The 16,815-nt window shown below is 62.7% G+C and carries 14 protein-coding genes and 1 pseudogene; 7 read left to right on the forward strand and 8 right to left on the reverse strand.

Translation table 11 applies throughout. The features are described from left to right. Positions 1–235: pseudogene (locus ADK28_RS27475) on the reverse strand (iron ABC transporter permease); the annotation flags it as partial. Between the two features lie 364 nt (positions 236–599). Here ADK28_RS27475 and ADK28_RS27480 point away from each other — a divergent pair. Further along, complete coding sequence (locus ADK28_RS27480; RefSeq protein WP_048797218.1) at positions 600–1,700, forward strand: GGDEF domain-containing protein; 1,101 nt, start codon at positions 600–602, stop codon at positions 1,698–1,700. 46 nt (positions 1,701–1,746) lie between these two features. Here the strand turns inward: ADK28_RS27480 and ADK28_RS27485 are convergent, their stop codons facing one another. From ADK28_RS27485 to ADK28_RS27495, 3 genes are all read right to left on the reverse strand, one after another. Beyond that, the gene (locus tag ADK28_RS27485; protein WP_033639849.1) at positions 1,747–3,225 is read right to left on the reverse strand and encodes an amino acid permease; all 1,479 of its coding nucleotides are present in this window, start codon (positions 3,223–3,225) and stop codon (positions 1,747–1,749) included. A gap of 221 nt (positions 3,226–3,446) precedes the next feature. Continuing rightward, entirely contained in the window at positions 3,447–4,313 is an 867-nt protein-coding gene (yieE, locus tag ADK28_RS27490; RefSeq protein ID WP_016926991.1) for a DNA-binding transcriptional regulator YeiE, read from the reverse strand. Positions 4,314–4,420: 107 nt separating this feature from the next. Next, positions 4,421–4,618 carry a hypothetical protein gene (locus ADK28_RS27495; RefSeq protein ID WP_016926990.1) on the reverse strand — a complete coding sequence of 66 codons (198 nt, stop codon included), beginning with the start codon at positions 4,616–4,618 and terminating at the stop codon, positions 4,421–4,423. Between the two features lie 193 nt (positions 4,619–4,811). Between ADK28_RS27495 and ADK28_RS27500 the strand changes: the two genes are divergently transcribed. After that, complete coding sequence (locus ADK28_RS27500) at positions 4,812–5,885, forward strand: YeiH family putative sulfate export transporter (RefSeq protein WP_016926989.1); 1,074 nt, start codon at positions 4,812–4,814, stop codon at positions 5,883–5,885. A 98-nt stretch (positions 5,886–5,983) separates the two neighbouring features. After that, the gene (gene nfo / locus ADK28_RS27505) at positions 5,984–6,823 is read left to right on the forward strand and encodes a deoxyribonuclease IV (protein ID WP_048797219.1); all 840 of its coding nucleotides are present in this window, start codon (positions 5,984–5,986) and stop codon (positions 6,821–6,823) included. 61 nt (positions 6,824–6,884) lie between these two features. Here nfo and fruA read toward each other — a convergent pair whose 3' ends face one another. Genes fruA through fruB form a run of 3 tightly spaced genes read right to left on the reverse strand, consistent with a single transcriptional unit; the run spans position 6,885 to position 10,653 of the window. Continuing rightward, positions 6,885–8,570, reverse strand: a complete 1,686-nt coding sequence (gene fruA / locus ADK28_RS27510) for a PTS fructose transporter subunit IIBC (protein ID WP_048797220.1) — start codon at positions 8,568–8,570, stop codon at positions 6,885–6,887. Positions 8,571–8,581: 11 nt separating this feature from the next. Further along, complete coding sequence (gene fruK / locus ADK28_RS27515; RefSeq protein ID WP_015378523.1) at positions 8,582–9,523, reverse strand: 1-phosphofructokinase; 942 nt, start codon at positions 9,521–9,523, stop codon at positions 8,582–8,584. Further along, the gene (gene fruB / locus ADK28_RS27520) at positions 9,520–10,653 is read right to left on the reverse strand and encodes a fused PTS fructose transporter subunit IIA/HPr protein (RefSeq protein ID WP_048797221.1); all 1,134 of its coding nucleotides are present in this window, start codon (positions 10,651–10,653) and stop codon (positions 9,520–9,522) included. The genes fruK and fruB overlap by 4 nt, the downstream gene beginning before the upstream one ends. Before the next feature lie 247 nt (positions 10,654–10,900). On the opposite strand from fruB, the gene ADK28_RS27525 reads away from it, so the two are divergent. The 4 genes from ADK28_RS27525 to ADK28_RS27540 all read left to right on the forward strand — a co-directional run bounded on the left by ADK28_RS27525 (position 10,901) and on the right by ADK28_RS27540 (position 16,515). Next, positions 10,901–11,323: a nucleotide triphosphate diphosphatase NUDT15 gene (locus ADK28_RS27525; RefSeq protein ID WP_016926985.1), complete on the forward strand. Its 423-nt coding sequence runs from the start codon at positions 10,901–10,903 to the stop codon at positions 11,321–11,323. Between the two features lie 214 nt (positions 11,324–11,537). Next, entirely contained in the window at positions 11,538–12,698 is a 1,161-nt protein-coding gene (locus tag ADK28_RS27530) for a NapC/NirT family cytochrome c (RefSeq protein WP_048797222.1), read from the forward strand. Between the two features lie 12 nt (positions 12,699–12,710). Continuing rightward, complete coding sequence (gene torA / locus ADK28_RS27535; RefSeq protein WP_048797223.1) at positions 12,711–15,185, forward strand: trimethylamine-N-oxide reductase TorA; 2,475 nt, start codon at positions 12,711–12,713, stop codon at positions 15,183–15,185. Positions 15,186–15,339: 154 nt separating this feature from the next. Next, the gene (locus tag ADK28_RS27540) at positions 15,340–16,515 is read left to right on the forward strand and encodes a sugar efflux transporter (protein WP_048797224.1); all 1,176 of its coding nucleotides are present in this window, start codon (positions 15,340–15,342) and stop codon (positions 16,513–16,515) included. Here ADK28_RS27540 and ADK28_RS27545 read toward each other — a convergent pair. Further along, entirely contained in the window at positions 16,512–16,766 is a 255-nt protein-coding gene (locus tag ADK28_RS27545) for a YkgJ family cysteine cluster protein (protein WP_015378527.1), read from the reverse strand. The two genes, ADK28_RS27540 and ADK28_RS27545, sit on opposite strands and share 4 nt — an antisense overlap. Positions 16,767–16,815 lie beyond the last annotated feature (49 nt).

Below are 16,815 nucleotides of genomic sequence, written 5' to 3' on the forward strand. Positions count from 1 at the left end.
CGATCACCCGCGTGCCGGCATCGGCCGCGGCGGGGTCAAGCAGCGTTTGCCATAAGGAGGACAGCGACAGGCCGGACGGCCCCATGGTGAAATCCAGCAGCAGCGAGCCCAGGATCGCCAGTGCCAACACGCCCATCATCAACAGGCGATGGCGAAGAATATGCTGATAACGCCCCATCACGCCGGCGTTGGGTTGCCCCTTGGCGTCAGTCATGGGATCGGTGGATACGCTCATTCGTTAAGATACCTGTTACAACCATCATGACAGCGGCGCGAAGGCGTCCGCCGTAAACCGGAAAGCGCGCGGCGACCGCCTGTGCGCAGCCGCCCACAATAAAACAAACGATAATACTTATCAATCATATCAATAGGTGAAAACAGCGTTGTCGAAATGTAATAATTTGTTTTTTCTCGCCATTTTTCAAACCACCACGCTTTCCCCCGCCAACGGCCAGTAGGTTAATTATTCTGAAAATTATTCCTGATCCGACCAGACTCTGACAAATAGCGGCAAAACCACATAGAATCCAAAACCACAGCACCGCGCGTGCAAAAAACTTTCAGGCCGCCGCAAGAGCGGCCTTATTGACGAGGCTGTAATGAGAAGTCCATCTCCGGCGGTAACGCCCAAACGCCCGGCGCTGCTGAACTGGCTGTTGCACAGCCCGCTGCACGCCGATGACGAACCGTTTCAACGCCAGCTGCGTCTCACGCTGACGCCCTCTCCTCTCACCCCCTGGCTGAATGCCGTGGGGCCGGCCGCGCTGTTGGCGGGGTTCGCCTGGCTGAACCAACCGCTGGTCGGTATCGGCCTGCTGCTGCTGTTGCTGCTGTTGACCGCCGGGCGCGCCAGGTTGGCGCAAAGGCGCCAACCCGCCTGGCCGAACGCCATGCTGGTGACAGTGTTGTTGTGGGCGCTGCTGGTTGGCGCCAGCGCCGCGCTGGCGATGCTGTCGGGCCGCTTCGTGCTGATCCTGTTCGCCGGCCTGACCATTACCGCCCTGGCCTGCTGGCTGATGCAGCGCCACGCCGCCGCCCCGCGCTTCGCACTGCTTGAGGTGATCGCGCTGACGCTGCCCTACCTGCTGGCGGCGCCGCTGTCGCGCGTGCAAAACCTGTTTGTCCTGGCGGACCTCGCGCCGCTGTGGCTGGTGCTGGCCCACGGCATGATCGCGCGCTACCACCGCCAGCTGGTGCAGCACGTCACGCTGGCGTGGGAGAAGCAGCAGGCGTCGCACCGCGATCGCCTGACCGGCTTTCTCAACCGCGCAGGCGGCGAGACGGTGATGCGCAGCATCTGCCGTCCCGGAACGGCGCAGCCGATCTCCCACCTGTTCATTCTTGAATTCGGCCCGCTGGCGGCGCTCTACCAAAGCCACGGCGTCCAGATCGGCGACGACGTGCTGCGCACCGTCGGCGAGCGCCTCAAAACGCTGATCCGCCCGAGCGACTACGTCTGCCGCTACACCGGCGGCCAGTTTCTGATTCTGGTGCACGATCTGCCCTACGGCGCGGAAAGCGAGTTCCTGGCGCGCATTGTGCCACCGCTGGAGGCGCCCTACGATTTTGGCGCGTTCGGCGAGGTGAACATGCGGCTTAACGCCGGCATTGTGGCGCTGACGCAGAATTACACGACGGTAGAGAGTTTGATGAGCTCGGCGCAGCAGGCGCTGGCGGAAGCCAAAGGCGGGAAAAAGTAAAACAAAACGCGGCGGGAGCCCCCCGCCGCGTGTCACTCACCGAAAATTACTTCACGTCCATCTTCGGGAATTCCATCTCGCTGTACTTCACGACACGGGTGCCTTGCGACAGCTTGTAACCAAACCAAATCAGCAGGAACAGCGGAATGCCGATGTAGGTCGCGGTCACGCCATACCAGTCGATCTTATCTTGCAGGAAGGCCTGGTAGTTCTGGCCCAGGGTAATGATCAGGCACAGCACGAAGGCGAAGATCGGCCCCAGCGGGAAGAACCCGGAACGGTACGGCAAATCGTTCAGATCGCGCCCCTGCAGCATGTAACCGCGACGGAAACGGTAGTGGCTGATAGCGATGCCCAACCAGGCGATGAAACCGGTCATGCCCGAGGTATTCAGCAGCCACAGGTAAACCGACTGGTTGCCGAACATCGAGGTCAGGAAGCACAGGCCGGCCACCACGCAGGTCGCGTACAGCGCGTTGCGCGGCACGCCGCCTTTCGACAGCTTGGCGAAAATGCGCGGCGCCTTGCCTTCCGAAGCCAGGGTGTACAGCATGCGGGTCGATGCGTACATGCCCGAGTTACCGGCCGACAGCACCGCCGTCAGGATCACCGCGTTCATGACCGCCGCCGCCGACAACAGGCCGGCATGCTGGAACACCAGGGTGAACGGGCTGACGCTGATGTCTTTCACGTCGTTGCGCAGCAGGCTCGGATCGGTGTACGGAATGATCAGGCTGATGATCAGAATGGCGAAGATATAGAACAGCAGGATACGCCAGAACACCTGACGCACTGCGCGTGGGATGTTTTTACCCGGATTCTCCGATTCGCCGGCCGCGATACCGATGAGCTCGGTGCCCTGGAACGAGAAGCCGACGATCATGGCCACGCCGATCATCGCCGAGAAGCCGCCGGCGAACGGCGCATCCCCAATGGTCCAGTTCTGCCAGCCGGCATGCTCGCCGCCTTTCAGAATGCCGACAATCATCAGCACGCCGACGGCGATGAAAATAATCACGGTGCTGACCTTGATCAGCGCGAACCAGTATTCCGCCTCGCCGAACCCTTTCACCGAAATGTAGTTCAGCAGGAACATCAGGCCGAGGAACAGCGCGCTCCAAACCCAGCCGGGAGTGTCCGGGAACCAGTAGCTCATCACCAATTGCGAAGCCACCAGGTCAACGGCGATGGTCACCGCCCAGTTGTACCAGTAGTTCCAGCCCAGTGCGAAGCCGAAGCCTTCTTCCACGTATTTGGCGCCGTAGGTGGAGAATGAACCGGAGACCGGCATAAAGGCCGCCAGTTCGCCCAGACTGGTCATCAGGAAGTACACCATCAAACCGATCAGAGCGTAAGACAGCAGCGCCCCGCCGGGGCCGGCCTGAGAAACCGTGGCGCCCGAGGCGACAAACAGGCCGGTGCCGATGGAGCCGCCGATGGCGATCATGGTCAAATGCCGGGCTTTCAGCTCGCGGCGCAATCCGGGAGCTTGCTGCCCCGATGTTTTTATATCCTGCTGAGCCATTCGTTCCCTATCTATCTGCTCTTCGAAAAATGAGGGCGGATTGTAACAAATACCCGCCGGTGAACTAGCAACATTGCACCGATATAAGATAGCTTCATAATTCAGAGGCAATTATTAGCCGCGGCCCTTATGGCCTTACTTACTCTCATTAATGTGAGCGCGCGCAGGTTTTTATGCTTTCTTTTGCCTGCGCGGCGATAGAAGACGTGACGCGCTGTCGATTACAGCGCGCAATAGCTGAGAAAACGCTGCAAGGCGTTGGAAATGTGCTTTTGCCGATGGCGGATCAGGTACAGGGTGCGCCGCAGCGGCGGCAGCGGCACCGGCAGTTCCACCAGCGCGCCACTGGCCAACTGCTCCGCCACCACGCGCCGCGACAGGCAACTGATGCCGATACCGTGCCGCACCGCATGCTTGATCGCCTCCGAGTTGCCGAGCTCCATCACCAGCTGGAAGTGCGGCAGGTGCGCCAGCAGCAGGTGATCCAGCACCTCGCGGGTGCCCGAACCGCGCTCGCGCAGGATCCAAGGCGCATTCGCCAGCGCCTCCAGCGTCGGCGGCTGGCGGGTTAAGGGATTGTCCGGCGCGGCGAACACCACCAGCTCATCCTCCAGCCACGGCTGCGTCACCAGCTCCGGCATATGGCAAGGCCCTTCGATCAGCCCCAGATCGACGCGGAAATCCGCCACCGCCACGATCACGTCCTGGCTGTTGCCAACGTTCAGCTCCAGCGGCGTGGCCGGAAAGTCCCGGCGGTAACGGGCGATCATCTCCGGCAGCATGTAGTTGCCGATGGTGCTGCTGGCGGCGATGCGCAGCGCCCCCCCGTCATGGCGAAACAGCTGCTCGATCTCCCCCGCCTGCTCCAGCAGCGCCAGCGCCTTGGGATACAGCAACCGACCGTGTTCGTTGATCACCAGCCGTTTGCCGACGCGATCGAACAGCTGCACGCCCAGTTGCCCCTCCAGATCCGCCAGCGCCGCGCTGACCGCCGACTGCGACAGCGCCAGCACCACCGAGGCCTGAGTGGTCGAACCGCTTTTCAGCACTTCGGTGAAGACTTCCAGTTGACGCAACGTGATATGCATAGCCGTCCCGGTATTGAAAAAGGGTTCTGCCAGAGAACCGCAAAATTAATGTCAACATGATGTGGGTAGCCCGGCCAGGCTACCCCGTTTGCGGCCAGTTCGACGCGCTACTTGCCCAAGGCGACCAGCTGCGCCGCCGCGGCCAGCGCCGCCTCGCGCGGCGTGCCGGCTTCGTCCCGCTGTATCAATTGCAGCATCGCCACGAGATGGTCGCGGTCGATCGCCTTGTTTTCTTCAATCAACCGCCGCACCGCGCGCCCCACTTCCTGATCTACCTGCTCTCTGCGTTGATCGTCGGTATCCATCGCCTGCTCCTGTTCAGTTGGAAAGTTGACGGCGGCTTGCCGCTCCACCTCACCCTAGCCGCAATGCGACTTTATGCCAATGCCTGACGCAATACCACTTATTCAGATAGGTTATAAATATATAATCAATTTCTCTTTTATTCAGCCCAAACGTACTCTTAACAGCAAGAAACAGACTGAAGGACTGACTTTTATGGCGACTGATACCACTCACACTTACCCCGAGCGACGCTTTCCGCTGTTCGGCCTGCCGCGGCTGGTGCCGGGGCTGGCGCTGACCGGCGCGCTCACCGCGCTGGCCGTCTGGGCCGGCGATATTCCCTGGGTGGCGGAGCTGGGGCTGGGGGCGTTGACGCTGGCGATCCTGCTCGGCATTCTGGTGGGCAACACGCTGTACCCCCGCTGGCAAACCGTTTGTCACGGCGGCGTGCAGCTGGCCAAACAGCGCCTGCTGCGTTTGGGGATTATTCTTTACGGCTTCCGGCTGACCTTTCAGCAGATCGCCGACGTGGGCGCCAGCGGCATTATCATCGACGCGCTGACCCTGATCACCACCTTCCTGCTGGCCTGTTGGCTCGGCAAGAAAGTGTTCGGCATCGACAGCCAGACCGCGATACTGATCGGCGCCGGCAGCAGCATTTGCGGCGCGGCGGCGGTGATGGCCACCGAGCCGGTGCTGAAGGCCGATTCCAGCAAAGTGGCGGTAGCGGTCTCGACCGTGGTGGTGTTCGGCACCCTGGCTATCTTCGTTTACCCGTGGCTGTATCAGTTGAATGAACACTTCCAGTGGCTGCCGTTCAGCCAGGAAACCTTCGGCATCTACGCCGGCTCCACCATTCACGAAGTGGCTCAGGTGGTCGCCGCCGGGCACGCCATCGGGCCGGACGCCGAAAATGCGGCGGTGATCGCCAAGATGATCCGCGTGATGATGCTGGCGCCGTTCCTGCTGCTGCTGTCGGGCTACATCAGCCGCGGCAGCGCAGGCAAGGCGGAAAAATCCGCCATCACCATTCCGTGGTTCGCCGTGCTGTTTATCGCCGTCGCCGGGCTGAACTCCTTCAACCTGCTGCCGGCCACGCTGGTGCGCCATCTGATCACCGCCGACACCTGGATGCTGGCGATGGCGATGGCGGCGCTGGGGTTGACCACCCACATCAGCGCCGTGCGCCAGGCCGGGGTGAAACCGATTCTGTTGGCGACGCTGCTGTTCGTCTGGCTGCTGGTCGGCGGCGGCGCGATAAACCAACTGGTGCAACACCTGCTGTAATCGCCCTCGGCGGCCCGCTTCGGCGGGCCGCCGCTTTTCGCCATTCAATCCGCCCGCCATCAATGCCATAATGTCACCGATAACACAGGAGAATGAAGATGAAGTTTGTCGGTGCACATGTCAGCGCGTCAGGCGGCGTGGATCAGGCGGTTATCCGCGCGCACGAATTGGAGGCGACCGCGTTCGCCCTGTTCACCAAAAATCAGCGTCAATGGAAGGCCGCGCCGCTGGCCGCCGACGTTATCGATAAGTTCAAGAGCGCCTGCGCCCAGTACGGCTTCGGGCCGGGGCAGATCCTGCCGCACGACAGCTACCTGATCAACCTGGGCCACCCGGTGACCGAGGCGTTGGAAAAATCGCGCGAGGCGTTTATCGACGAACTGCAGCGCTGCGAACAGCTGGGGCTGACGCTGCTGAACTTCCACCCCGGCAGCCACCTGCTGCAAATCGATGAAGACAAATGCCTGGCGCGCATCGCCGAATCGATCAATATCGCGCTGGACAAAACCGCCGGCGTGACGGCGGTGATCGAGAACACCGCCGGCCAGGGCAGCAACCTGGGCTTCAAATTCGAACACCTGGCGGCGATCATCGACGGCGTGGAAGACAAAAGCCGCGTCGGCGTCTGCATCGACACCTGCCACGCCTTCGCCGCCGGGTACGATCTCCGTACCGAAGAAGACTGCGAGCATACCTTCAAGCAGTTGGGCGACATCGTCGGCTTCAATTACCTGCGCGGCATGCACCTGAACGATGCCAAGAGCGAGTTCAACAGCCGCGTCGACCGCCACCACAGCCTGGGGGAAGGCAACATCGGCAAAACGGTGTTCAGCTACATCATGCGCGATCCGCGTTTCGACAATATCCCGCTGATTCTGGAAACGGTAAACCCGGACATCTGGGCGGAAGAGATCGCCTGGCTGAAGGCGCAGCAGTAACGCGGCGCCCAAACGACAAAACCGGAGCCTGGGCTCCGGTTTTTTTATGGCTGGATCGCCGTTACGCCACGCTGGCCGCCGGTACTTCAGCACGTTTCAGCAGGGCATAAGCCACCCCGGCCAACAGCGTGCCGGCGGCGATCGCCACCAGGTACAGCAGCACCGGCGAAATCGCGCCTGGGATCAACAGCACAAACAGCCCGCCGTGCGGCGCCATCAGTTTGGCGCCGAACGCCATCGACAGCGCGCCGGTCAGCGCCCCGCCGGCGATGCAGCACGGCAGCACGCGCATCGGATCGCGGGCGGCGAACGGAATCGCCCCTTCGGTGATGAAGCACAGCCCCAGCACCAACGCCGCCTTGCCGCCTTCCTGTTCGGATTTCGGGAACTTGCGGCGCGCCAGCAGCGTCGCCAGACCCATCGCCAGCGGTGGCACCATGCCCGCCGCCATGATTGCCGCCATCGGCGCATACACCGAGGAACTGAGCAGCGCCACGCCGAATGCATAGGCCGCTTTGTTCACCGGGCCGCCCATGTCGGTGCACATCATGCCGCCGAGGATTGCCCCCAGCAGTACGGCGTTGGCGGTGCCCAGCGATTGCAGCCAATGGGTCAGACCTTCCATGATTTTCGCCACCGGCGTGCCGACCACGTAAATCATGATGAGACCGGTGATCAGGCTGGCCACCAGCGGAATGATCAAGATGGGCTTCAGCGCTTCCATACTCTGCGGCAGACGCAGCTTGCTGCTGATCGCCTTGGCGACGTAACCCGCCAGGAAACCGGCGATGATGCCGCCGAGGAACCCGGCGCCGGTGCTCACCGCCAGCATGCCGCCGATCAGGCCCGGCGTCAGGCCCGGACGATCCGCGATGGAAAAGGCGATGAAACCGGCCAACACCGGCACCATCAGCGCGAAGGCGGAGCCGCCGCCGATCTGCATCAGCGCCGCCGCCAACGTGCCTTTGACTTCAAACGCCTTGATGCCGAACACGAAAGACAGCGCGATACACAGGCCGCCGGCCACCACCATCGGCAGCATGTAGGACACGCCGGTCAGCAGGTGACGATACGGGCCGTTGCCCTCTTTCTTCTTCGCCGCCGGCGCCGCGCCGCCGCGCTGCTGCGGCTGGAACACTTCAGCTTCGGCCAGCGCCTTGTCCAGTTCCTGCGCGGTTTTCTTCAGCGCCAGGCCGGTGGAAGTACGATACATCGGTTTACCGGCAAACTTGTCCAGATCCACCTCGATGTCCGCCGCGACGATCACCAGATCCGCCGCCGCCACTTCTTCCGGGGTGATGGCGTTACCGGCGCCCACGGAGCCGCGCGTTTCCACTTTCACCCACCAGCCGCGTTTCTTCGCTTCACTTTCAATGGCTTCGGCCGCCATAAAGGTGTGCGCCACGCCGGTTGGGCAAGCGGTGATCGCCACGATGCGTTTTTGCCCATCGGCTTTCACCGGCGCCGCCGCCTGCGGCGCCTGATAGGTTTCAGCTTCGGCCCTGGCGCGCGCCAGAAAAGCGTCCGGTTCACGCACCGCCTGTTCTACATCGCCCACATACACCAATTTGCCGTTCAGCCCGGCGTCAGCAGGGGCAGCCTGCCCCGCCACCGCCACCAGTTCGGCGTCCTGCAGCGACTCGACCAGCGTCAGGCCGGTTTTGGCCACGGCGGCCTCCAGCATGCGTTTCGCCAGGTGGCCACGGGCCTGCCCCAGCGAACTGTCTACCATCAGCAGCGTTTTCATTCTGCCTCCTGCTATTGATTGAAAGGTTTCAGATCGACGCGCGCCATCATCGCGGCCAACTGGGGACGATCGGTCACGCCGACGTTGCTCTGGCTGACCGCCAGCGCCGCTACCGCCGTGGCCAGACGCAGAGTGTGTTCGCTGGATTCGCGCATCAGCAGGCCGTAAATCAGGCCGCCTACCATCGAATCGCCGGCGCCCACGGTGCTGACCACCTCACAGGACGGCGGTTTGGCGATCCAGGCGCCGGATGCGTTAACCCACAGCGCGCCTTCCGCGCCAAGGGAGATAACCACGTGGGCGATGCCCTGCTCGCGCAGCGCATGCGCGGCCTCGACCACGTCCGCCAGCGTCGGCAGCGGGCGACCGGCCCAGATTTCCAGCTCGCGGCGGTTCGGTTTGACCAGCCACGGCGAGGCCTTCAGCCCGGCGACCAGCGCTTCGCGGCTGCTGTCGAAAATGATGCACGGGCACTTCGCGCGCAGCTGGGTCATCCAGTCGGTAAAGGCGTCGGGATCGACGCCGGCCGGCAGGCTGCCGCTCACCGCCACCATGTCAAATTGGCCCAGCCAGCTCAGCGAGTCGCTGACGAAGCGATCCCAGTCCTGCGGCGTCACTTCGAAGCCGGAGAAGTTGAAATCGGTCACTTCGCCGTCTTTTTCCGTCAGCTTGACGTTGATGCGGGTGCGCCCCGGCACCACCTGAAAGCGGTTGGCGATCCCCAGATCGCTGAACAGCAGCTGGAAACCGTCCTGATTGTCTTTGCCCAGGAAGCCGCCGACGGTGACGTCGATGCCCAAATCCTTCAACACCTTGGCGACGTTGATGCCCTTACCGGCGGCGTGCAGGCCGGCGGTTTTTACCCGGTTGACTTCCCCGCGCTCGATCTGCGGGCAGAAACCCACCAGATCGTACGCCGGGTTCAGGGTGATCGTTGCTACTCTTCTGCTCATGCTGCGCCCTCGCCCAGTCCTTCATTAATCGCTTCGCCTATCGCCTTCAGCGCGGCTTCAGCATCTTCTCCATTGGCGGTAAAGCGCAGGTGATGCCCTTTCTTCACGCCCAGCGCCACCACCTTCATCAGGCTGCGCCCGTTGGCCGGCTTGCCGCTGCCGTCCAGGTTGGTGACGGTGATGTCACTGTTGAAACTTTTGATCACGTTGACCAGCGCCGTGCCCGGCCGCGCGTGCAGACCATGCTCGTTGCGGATCACGAATTCGGCGCTCAGCACGCTGCTTTCCTCAGCCACTTCACTGGTCAGCAGCGCCAGCACCCCGGCGGCATCCGTCTTCAGCAAACGTTCAGCTTTACTGGCCAGCAGCAGATCGCTGAGGTAGTTGAGCACCGCCAGCGGCTGCGCGTCGGCGACCGACACCGTCAGCAGCAGCGCCACCGGCTCGCCGTCTTCCACGAAAGCCTGCGCCGGGCGGCTGACGGTGGCCGCGCTGGCCAGGTTGCCTTCGACGCTGTCGCTCAGCCAGATGCCCTGCCCCAGGTTCAGCGGCTTGCGGGTGATGACATCACTGACGAACTGCGCGTTGACCGCGCCGGCCTTTTGCAGCCGGCCGGCGTTCAGCGCCTGCAGCGTCATCAGGCTGTCGGCGGCGACGTCGAGCGCAATCAGCGAGACGTCGANCTGGAATTCGGCGCTCTGCTGTTCGCCCATCAGCAGGCTGCGCAGTTCCTCCGCAGAGGTGGTTTGCGCCAGCCGCTCCGCCACGCTGTCATCGCTCAGGACGTGAGTGAGCTGGCGCAGCAGCGCCAAATGCTCGTCGGAGCGGGCGGCGATGCCGATCGCCACATAGGCGGTCTGGCCTTCGCCCCACGCAATGCCCTGCGGGAACTGGAACACCTGCACGCCGGTTTTCAACACCAGATCGCGAGTATCGGTGGTGCCGTGCGGAATGGCGATGCCGTTACCCAGATAGGTGGACGTCTGCAGTTCGCGCTGCAGCATGCCGTCCACGTAGCCGGCGCTGACGCAGCCGGCGTCGGTCAGGGCGGCGGCCACCAGGCGGATGGCCTCTTGCTTACCGTCGGCAACGGCGCCCAGATGAATGTCTTGCGGTGACAACTGGAACATGATTCTCCTCTCCTGCTGAATTGAATCGTTTCAGCTTCATTGAGAAAAAGGAGCGTTATCCGTTCGCCACAAGCGGCCGGACAACGCTGAAACGTTTCAAGTAGTGTGTGAGCTGCACAAGACGAAAGCAAGCTTTCTCCCTTTCGCCATTGCAGATTTTTGAGCTTACGCACACTTTCATCGGCGCATTGGTCAGCGCCGGAGCAAAATGACATACTGTGCTGAAACTTTGCTGACGGAGAAAAGCATGAACGTAGTGACGGGCGTCGGGGTGATCATCGTCAACCCTCAAGGCGAGATTTTGTTGGGTAAACGCTGCGGCTCCCACGCGCCCTTTTGGTCGATCCCCGGCGGGCATCTGGATGCCGGTGAAACCTTCGAGCAGTGCGCCCAGCGCGAAATCGCCGAAGAAACCGGGTTGCTTATCGATCCGCCGCGCTTCGTTGGCGTCAGCAACAATCTGCAAACCTGGCGCGCCGAAGGCAAACACACCGTGTCTATCTGCCTGCAGGTGGATCACCCCGGCGGCAACGCCGAGCTGAAAGAGCCCGAGAAATGCGCCGAATGGCGCTGGTGCGCGCCGGACGCCCTGCCGGAACCCCATTTCGAAGCCAGCCGCACGGCGATCCGCCTGTGGTTGAGCGGCCAGGCCTATCTGCCCACGGCCTGACCCATCGCGAGCGCGTGCTGCGCCGCCCACCGCTATATAAAATAGAATATAACGCTATTTTTTGCGATATATGCCATTTTTTTGACTACGGATAACCCTATAGGGTTAACCCTCTTCTATCATTACCCCTGCAATCGACGTGGCATTCTGACCTCCGGTCGGTGGCCTTTTGGCAAGATTTTATTTTAAATTCATAATTATAAGCGGGTTTACCATGAGCAAAAAACTGACTGGCTTTGAAAAAAAGCGCCGGTGGGGATGGCTATGGCTTTTGCTGCTGGGGATTATCCTCGGCGCGGCGCTGTTGGCCGGGACTGCCACCGTCTTCCATAAAACCAGCGATACCGCCTTCTGCGTTTCCTGCCACACCATGCAACAGCCGCTGGCCGAATATCAGGGCAGCGTCCACTTCCAAAACACCAAGGGCATCCGCGCCGAGTGCGCCGACTGCCACGTGCCCCATCAGCCGATCGACTACCTGTGGACCAAGATCCGCGCGGTGAAAGACATTTACGGCGAGATGGTCGGCACCATCGATACGCCGGAAAAATACGAAGCGCACAAGCTGGCGATGGCGCAGTCGGTCTGGAAAACGCTGAAAGAGAACGACTCGGCCACCTGCCGCTCCTGCCACAGCTACGACGCCATGGACATCACCGCCCAGCGCCCTGAGGCGCGCCTGCAGCACCCGGTGGCGATCAAACAGGGCGAGACCTGCATCGACTGCCATAAGGGCGTGGCCCACATCCTGCCGGACATGAGCGGCGAAACCCAGGCCGGCGCCGCCGAGCTGGCGAAGGCCGCGGCGTTGACCGCCCCGGGCGCCACCACCCTCTACACCATCGCCACCGAACCGTTCTTCCTCGGCGCGGACGACAGCCATAACGCCGGCAACCTGATGCCGTCCACCGAAGTGCAGGTGGTGAAACAGGAGGGCGACAAGGTGCTGGCCACCGTGAGCGGCTGGCAGCAAGACGGCGTCAGCGAAGTGTTTTACGCCGCGCAGGGCAAGCGCATCCTCAGCGTGCTGCTGGGTGAGGACGCGCGCCAACAGCTGAAGACCGCGTCGACTCAGACCGATGCGGAAACCGGCCTAGTCTGGCATCAGGTTTCTTTGCAGGTGTGGCTGCCGCGCAAGCAGCTGATCGACGATCAGCAAAAAATCTGGCGTTACGCCGCGGACATGATGTCGACCAACTGCACCGGCTGCCACGGGCTGACCGCGCTCGATCGCTTCAACGCCAACCAATGGATCGGCGTCATCAAAGGCATGGCGCCGCGCACCTCGCTGACGCAGGAACAGCTGCGCGTGCTGACGCAATACGTACAAAAACACGCCAGCGACATGCCACCTGCCGCACCGGCCAAGCTTTAAGGGAGAAGCGCAATGAGCAACCAACAACCGTTAAAAATGAGCCGCCGCCGCTTCCTGACCGGCGCCGCCGCGCTGACCGCCGCCCCGCTGCTGGCGGGCTTATGGCCCAAAGCGGCGCTGGCGCAGGCCATCAGCGAAGCGCTGCCGCAGTTCATCGTCTTGCGTCAGGCGCAAAAAGGCATCCTGACCGGCGCCCACTGGGGCGCGTTTGAGGCCATCGTGCAGGACGGCAAGATGGTCGGCGTGCAGCCGGTGCAGGACGATCCGTATCCCAATGAGCTGATCACCATGGCGCCTTATCAGGTGCACGCCGAGAACCGCATCAAATACCCGATGGTGCGCAAAAGCTGGCTGGAAGGCGGCCCCGGCAGCCGCACCGAGCTGCGCGGCCGCGATGAGTGGGTGCGCGTCAGCTGGGACAAAGCGACCGAGCTGGTGTGCAATGAGATCGTTCGCCTGCAGAAAGATCACGGCCCGCAGTCGATCTACGCCGGTTCTTACGGCTGGAAAAGCGTCGGCATGCTGCACAACAGCCGCACGCTGCTGCAGCGCCTGATGAACCTGACCGGTGGTTTCCTCGGCTACGCCGGCGACTACTCCACCGGCGCGGCGCAGGTGATCATGTCGCACGTGGTCGGTTCGATGGAGGTCTACGAACAGCAGACCGCCTGGCCGAACGTGATCGAAAACAGCGAGTTGGTGATCCTGTGGGGCTGCAACCCGATGGTCACGCTGAAGAACAGCTGGAACGTGCCGGATCACGTCGGCCAGACCGGCTTCGAAGCGCTGAAGAAGAAAGGCACCCGGGTGATCAGCATCGATCCGGTGCACAATGACAGCGCCAAGTTCGTCAATGCGCAGTGGATCGCCCCGCGCCCTTACACCGACGGCGCCATGCTGATCGGCATCGCCCACACGCTGCTGACCGAGAAGCTGCATAACCCGGACTTCCTGAAAACCTATACCGTCGGCTTCGACAAGTTCCAGGCCTACCTGCTGGGCGAGAACGACGGCGTGGCGAAAACCGCCGAATGGGCGGCCGACATCAGCGGCGTCGATGCCGACACGCTGCGCGCGTTGGCGCGCGAGATGGCGAAGAGCCGCACCATGATCATGGGCGGCTGGGGCATTCAGCGTCAGCACCACGGCGAACAGCAGCACTGGCTGTTGGTGACGGTGGCGGCGATGCTCGGCCAAATCGGCCTGCCGGGCGGCGGCTTCGGCTTCAGCTACCACTATTCGTCCGGCGGCAGCCCGACCGCCAAGGGCGGCATCATCGCCGGCATCTCCGCCGGCAATGCGCCGAAGAACTCGCCGGCGCCGATCCCGGTGGCGCGCATCGCCGAATGCCTGAGCAATCCGGGCAAAACCATCGACTTCAACGGCGCCAAGGTCACCTACCCCGAGGTGAAAATGGTGTATGTGGCGGGCGGCAACACCTTCCACCAGCATCAGGACACCAATAACCTGGTCAAAGCCTGGCAGCGGCCGGACACCATCGTGGTCAACGAGCCTTACTGGACCGCCACCGCCAAGCATGCCGATATCGTGCTGCCGGCCACCACCAGCTACGAGCGCAACGATCTGGAAATGGGCGGCGACTATTCGCAGCTCTACGTGTTCCCGATGCATCAATGCGTGCCGCCGCAGCACGAATCGCGCAGCGACTTCGACATCTTCTCGGCGATGGCGGCCAGGCTGGGCGTGCAGGAAGCCTTTACCGAAGGCAAGGACGAAACCCAGTGGCTGAAAGGCATGTACGACGACATGAAAAACCAGGCGCGCGCCGCGCGGGTGGCGCTGCCGCCGTTCGACATGTTCTGGCAATCCAACAACTACGTGCGTTTCCCGGTGCCGGAGGCCAATAAGCAGTGGGTGCGCTTTGCCGACTATCGCGACAACCCGCTGCTGAACCCGCTGGGCACGCCGTCGGGCAAGATCGAGATCTACTCCGACGCCATCGCCAAAATGCATTATGCGGATTGCCCCGGCATCCCGACCTGGATGCCGCCGCACGAGTGGTATCGCGGGCCGGAAGCGGCCAAGTATCCGCTATCGCTCAATACCGCGCACCCGACCAATCGGCTGCATTCCCAGCTCGACAATACGCCGCTGCGCAAGAAATACGCGGTGGCGGATCGTGAGGCGATCCTGATCCACCCGCAGGACGCGCAGCCGCGCGGCATCACCGGCGGCGATCTGGTGCGGGCGTTTAACGATCGCGGCCAGATCCTGGTGGGGGCGGTGGTCAGCGAAGACGTGCGGCCCGGCGTGGTGCGCATCAGCGAAGGCGCCTGGTTCGATCCGGCCGATCCGGCGCAGCCCAGCTCGCTGTGCAAGAACGGCAACGTCAACTGCCTGACCTTCGACATCGGCTCTTCCAGCCTGGCGCAGGGCAACTGCGGGCAGATGGCGCAGCTGCAGATCGAGAAATATCAGGGGCCGGCGCTGAAAAATACCGCACACGCGGTGCCGCAAGGCGCCTGATTTACCGGCAAGCAAGGGGGCGCGGCGCGCCCCTTTTTTCTCGTCGCCGCGCGACAGAGTCGCTTACTCTGCGCCGAGGGATAGCGGTTTGCGTTTCTTTTCAACGGGCGTATGATGCGCGCGAGCTCCCTTTTTCGACGAATTATCAACCGCCATGCCGACTTCATCCGCAGTAACGCGACGCACGCCCGATCTCACTTCGCTGGCCTTTTTGGCGGTGGCCTTCCTGACCGGTATCGCCGGCGCGTTGCAAACCCCGACGCTGAGCCTGTTTCTGGAAACCGAAGTCAAGGTGCGGCCGGCGCTGGTCGGGCTATTCTTTACCGGCAGCGCGGTGATCGGCATTCTGGTCAGCCAGTTTCTCGCCGGCCGTTCGGATAAAAAAGGCGACCGCAAATCACTGATCTTCCTCTGCTGCATGCTGGGCGCGTTGGGATTCACCCTGTTCGCCTGGAGCCGCAACTATTACCTGCTGCTGCTCGTCGGCGTGCTGCTCACCAGCTTCGGCTCCACCGCTAACCCGCAAATGTTCGCGCTGGCGCGCGAACACGCCGATCGTACCGGGCGCGAGGCGGTGATGTTCACCTCTATCATGCGCGCCCAGGTCTCGCTCGCCTGGGTAATCGGCCCGCCGATCGCCTTCGCGCTGGCGCTGGGATTCAGCTTCAAGACCCTGTATCTGGCGGGCGCGGCGGCCTTTGTGTTGTGCGGCCTGCTGGTGTGGCAGCGGTTGCCTTCTATGCCGAAAGCCGTGGCGACGGGCGCCCCGCTGGCCGCGCCGCGCCAGCATCGCCGCGATGCGCTGCTGCTGTTCGCCGCCTGCACCCTAATGTGGACCGCCAACAGCATGTACCTGATCACTATGCCGCTGTATGTGGTGCACGAACTGCGGCTGCCGGAGCGGCTGGCCGGGATATTGATGGGCGCCGCCGCCGGGCTGGAGATCCCGATCATGCTGCTCGCCGGGCTGGCGGCGAAACGCTGCGGCAAGCGTTTCCTGATGCGCGTGGCGGTGGCCGCCGGCGTGCTGTTCTACGCTGGTCTGCTGCTTATCACCGGCAGTGGGCAACTCATCGCTCTGCAGCTGCTGAATGCGGCGTTTATCGGCGTGCTGGCGGGGATCGGCATGCTCTATTTCCAGGATTTGATGCCCGGTCAGGCCGGCACGGCCACCACGCTGTTCACCAATACCATTCGGGTGGGTTGGATCATCGCCGGCGCCCTCGCCGGCGCGGTGGCGGAAATCTGGAGCTACCATGCGGTGTTTTACGCCGCGCTGGCGATGGCGGCAGGCGCGACGCTGTGTCTGTGGCGGTTGAAAGACGCTTAAGGCGCGGTGTCCGCTTCCAGCCTGGCGAGATAAATCAGCGCCTGATCGCGGTGATCGTGGCACATGTCGCGGCTCGGCTGCAGGCTGCCGCACACTTTCGGCCGCAGCGGCGAATGAAACAGGCCGCAGCGCAGCCGCTCATCCAGATGAATGCAGCGGGTATTGGCGGGCTTGCCGTTTGGCATGCCGGGGATCGGGCTGGATATTGACGGCGCGATACAGCAGGCGCCGCAGTCGCTGCGACAGTCCATCAGCGCTACTCCTGGCGGGCTGGGGAAAAGAAGCGCGACAATAGCAGCC

The sequence above is a fragment of the Serratia sp. 506_PEND genome (genome assembly GCF_001076875.1).
GTDB lineage: Bacteria > Pseudomonadota > Gammaproteobacteria > Enterobacterales > Enterobacteriaceae > Serratia > Serratia marcescens.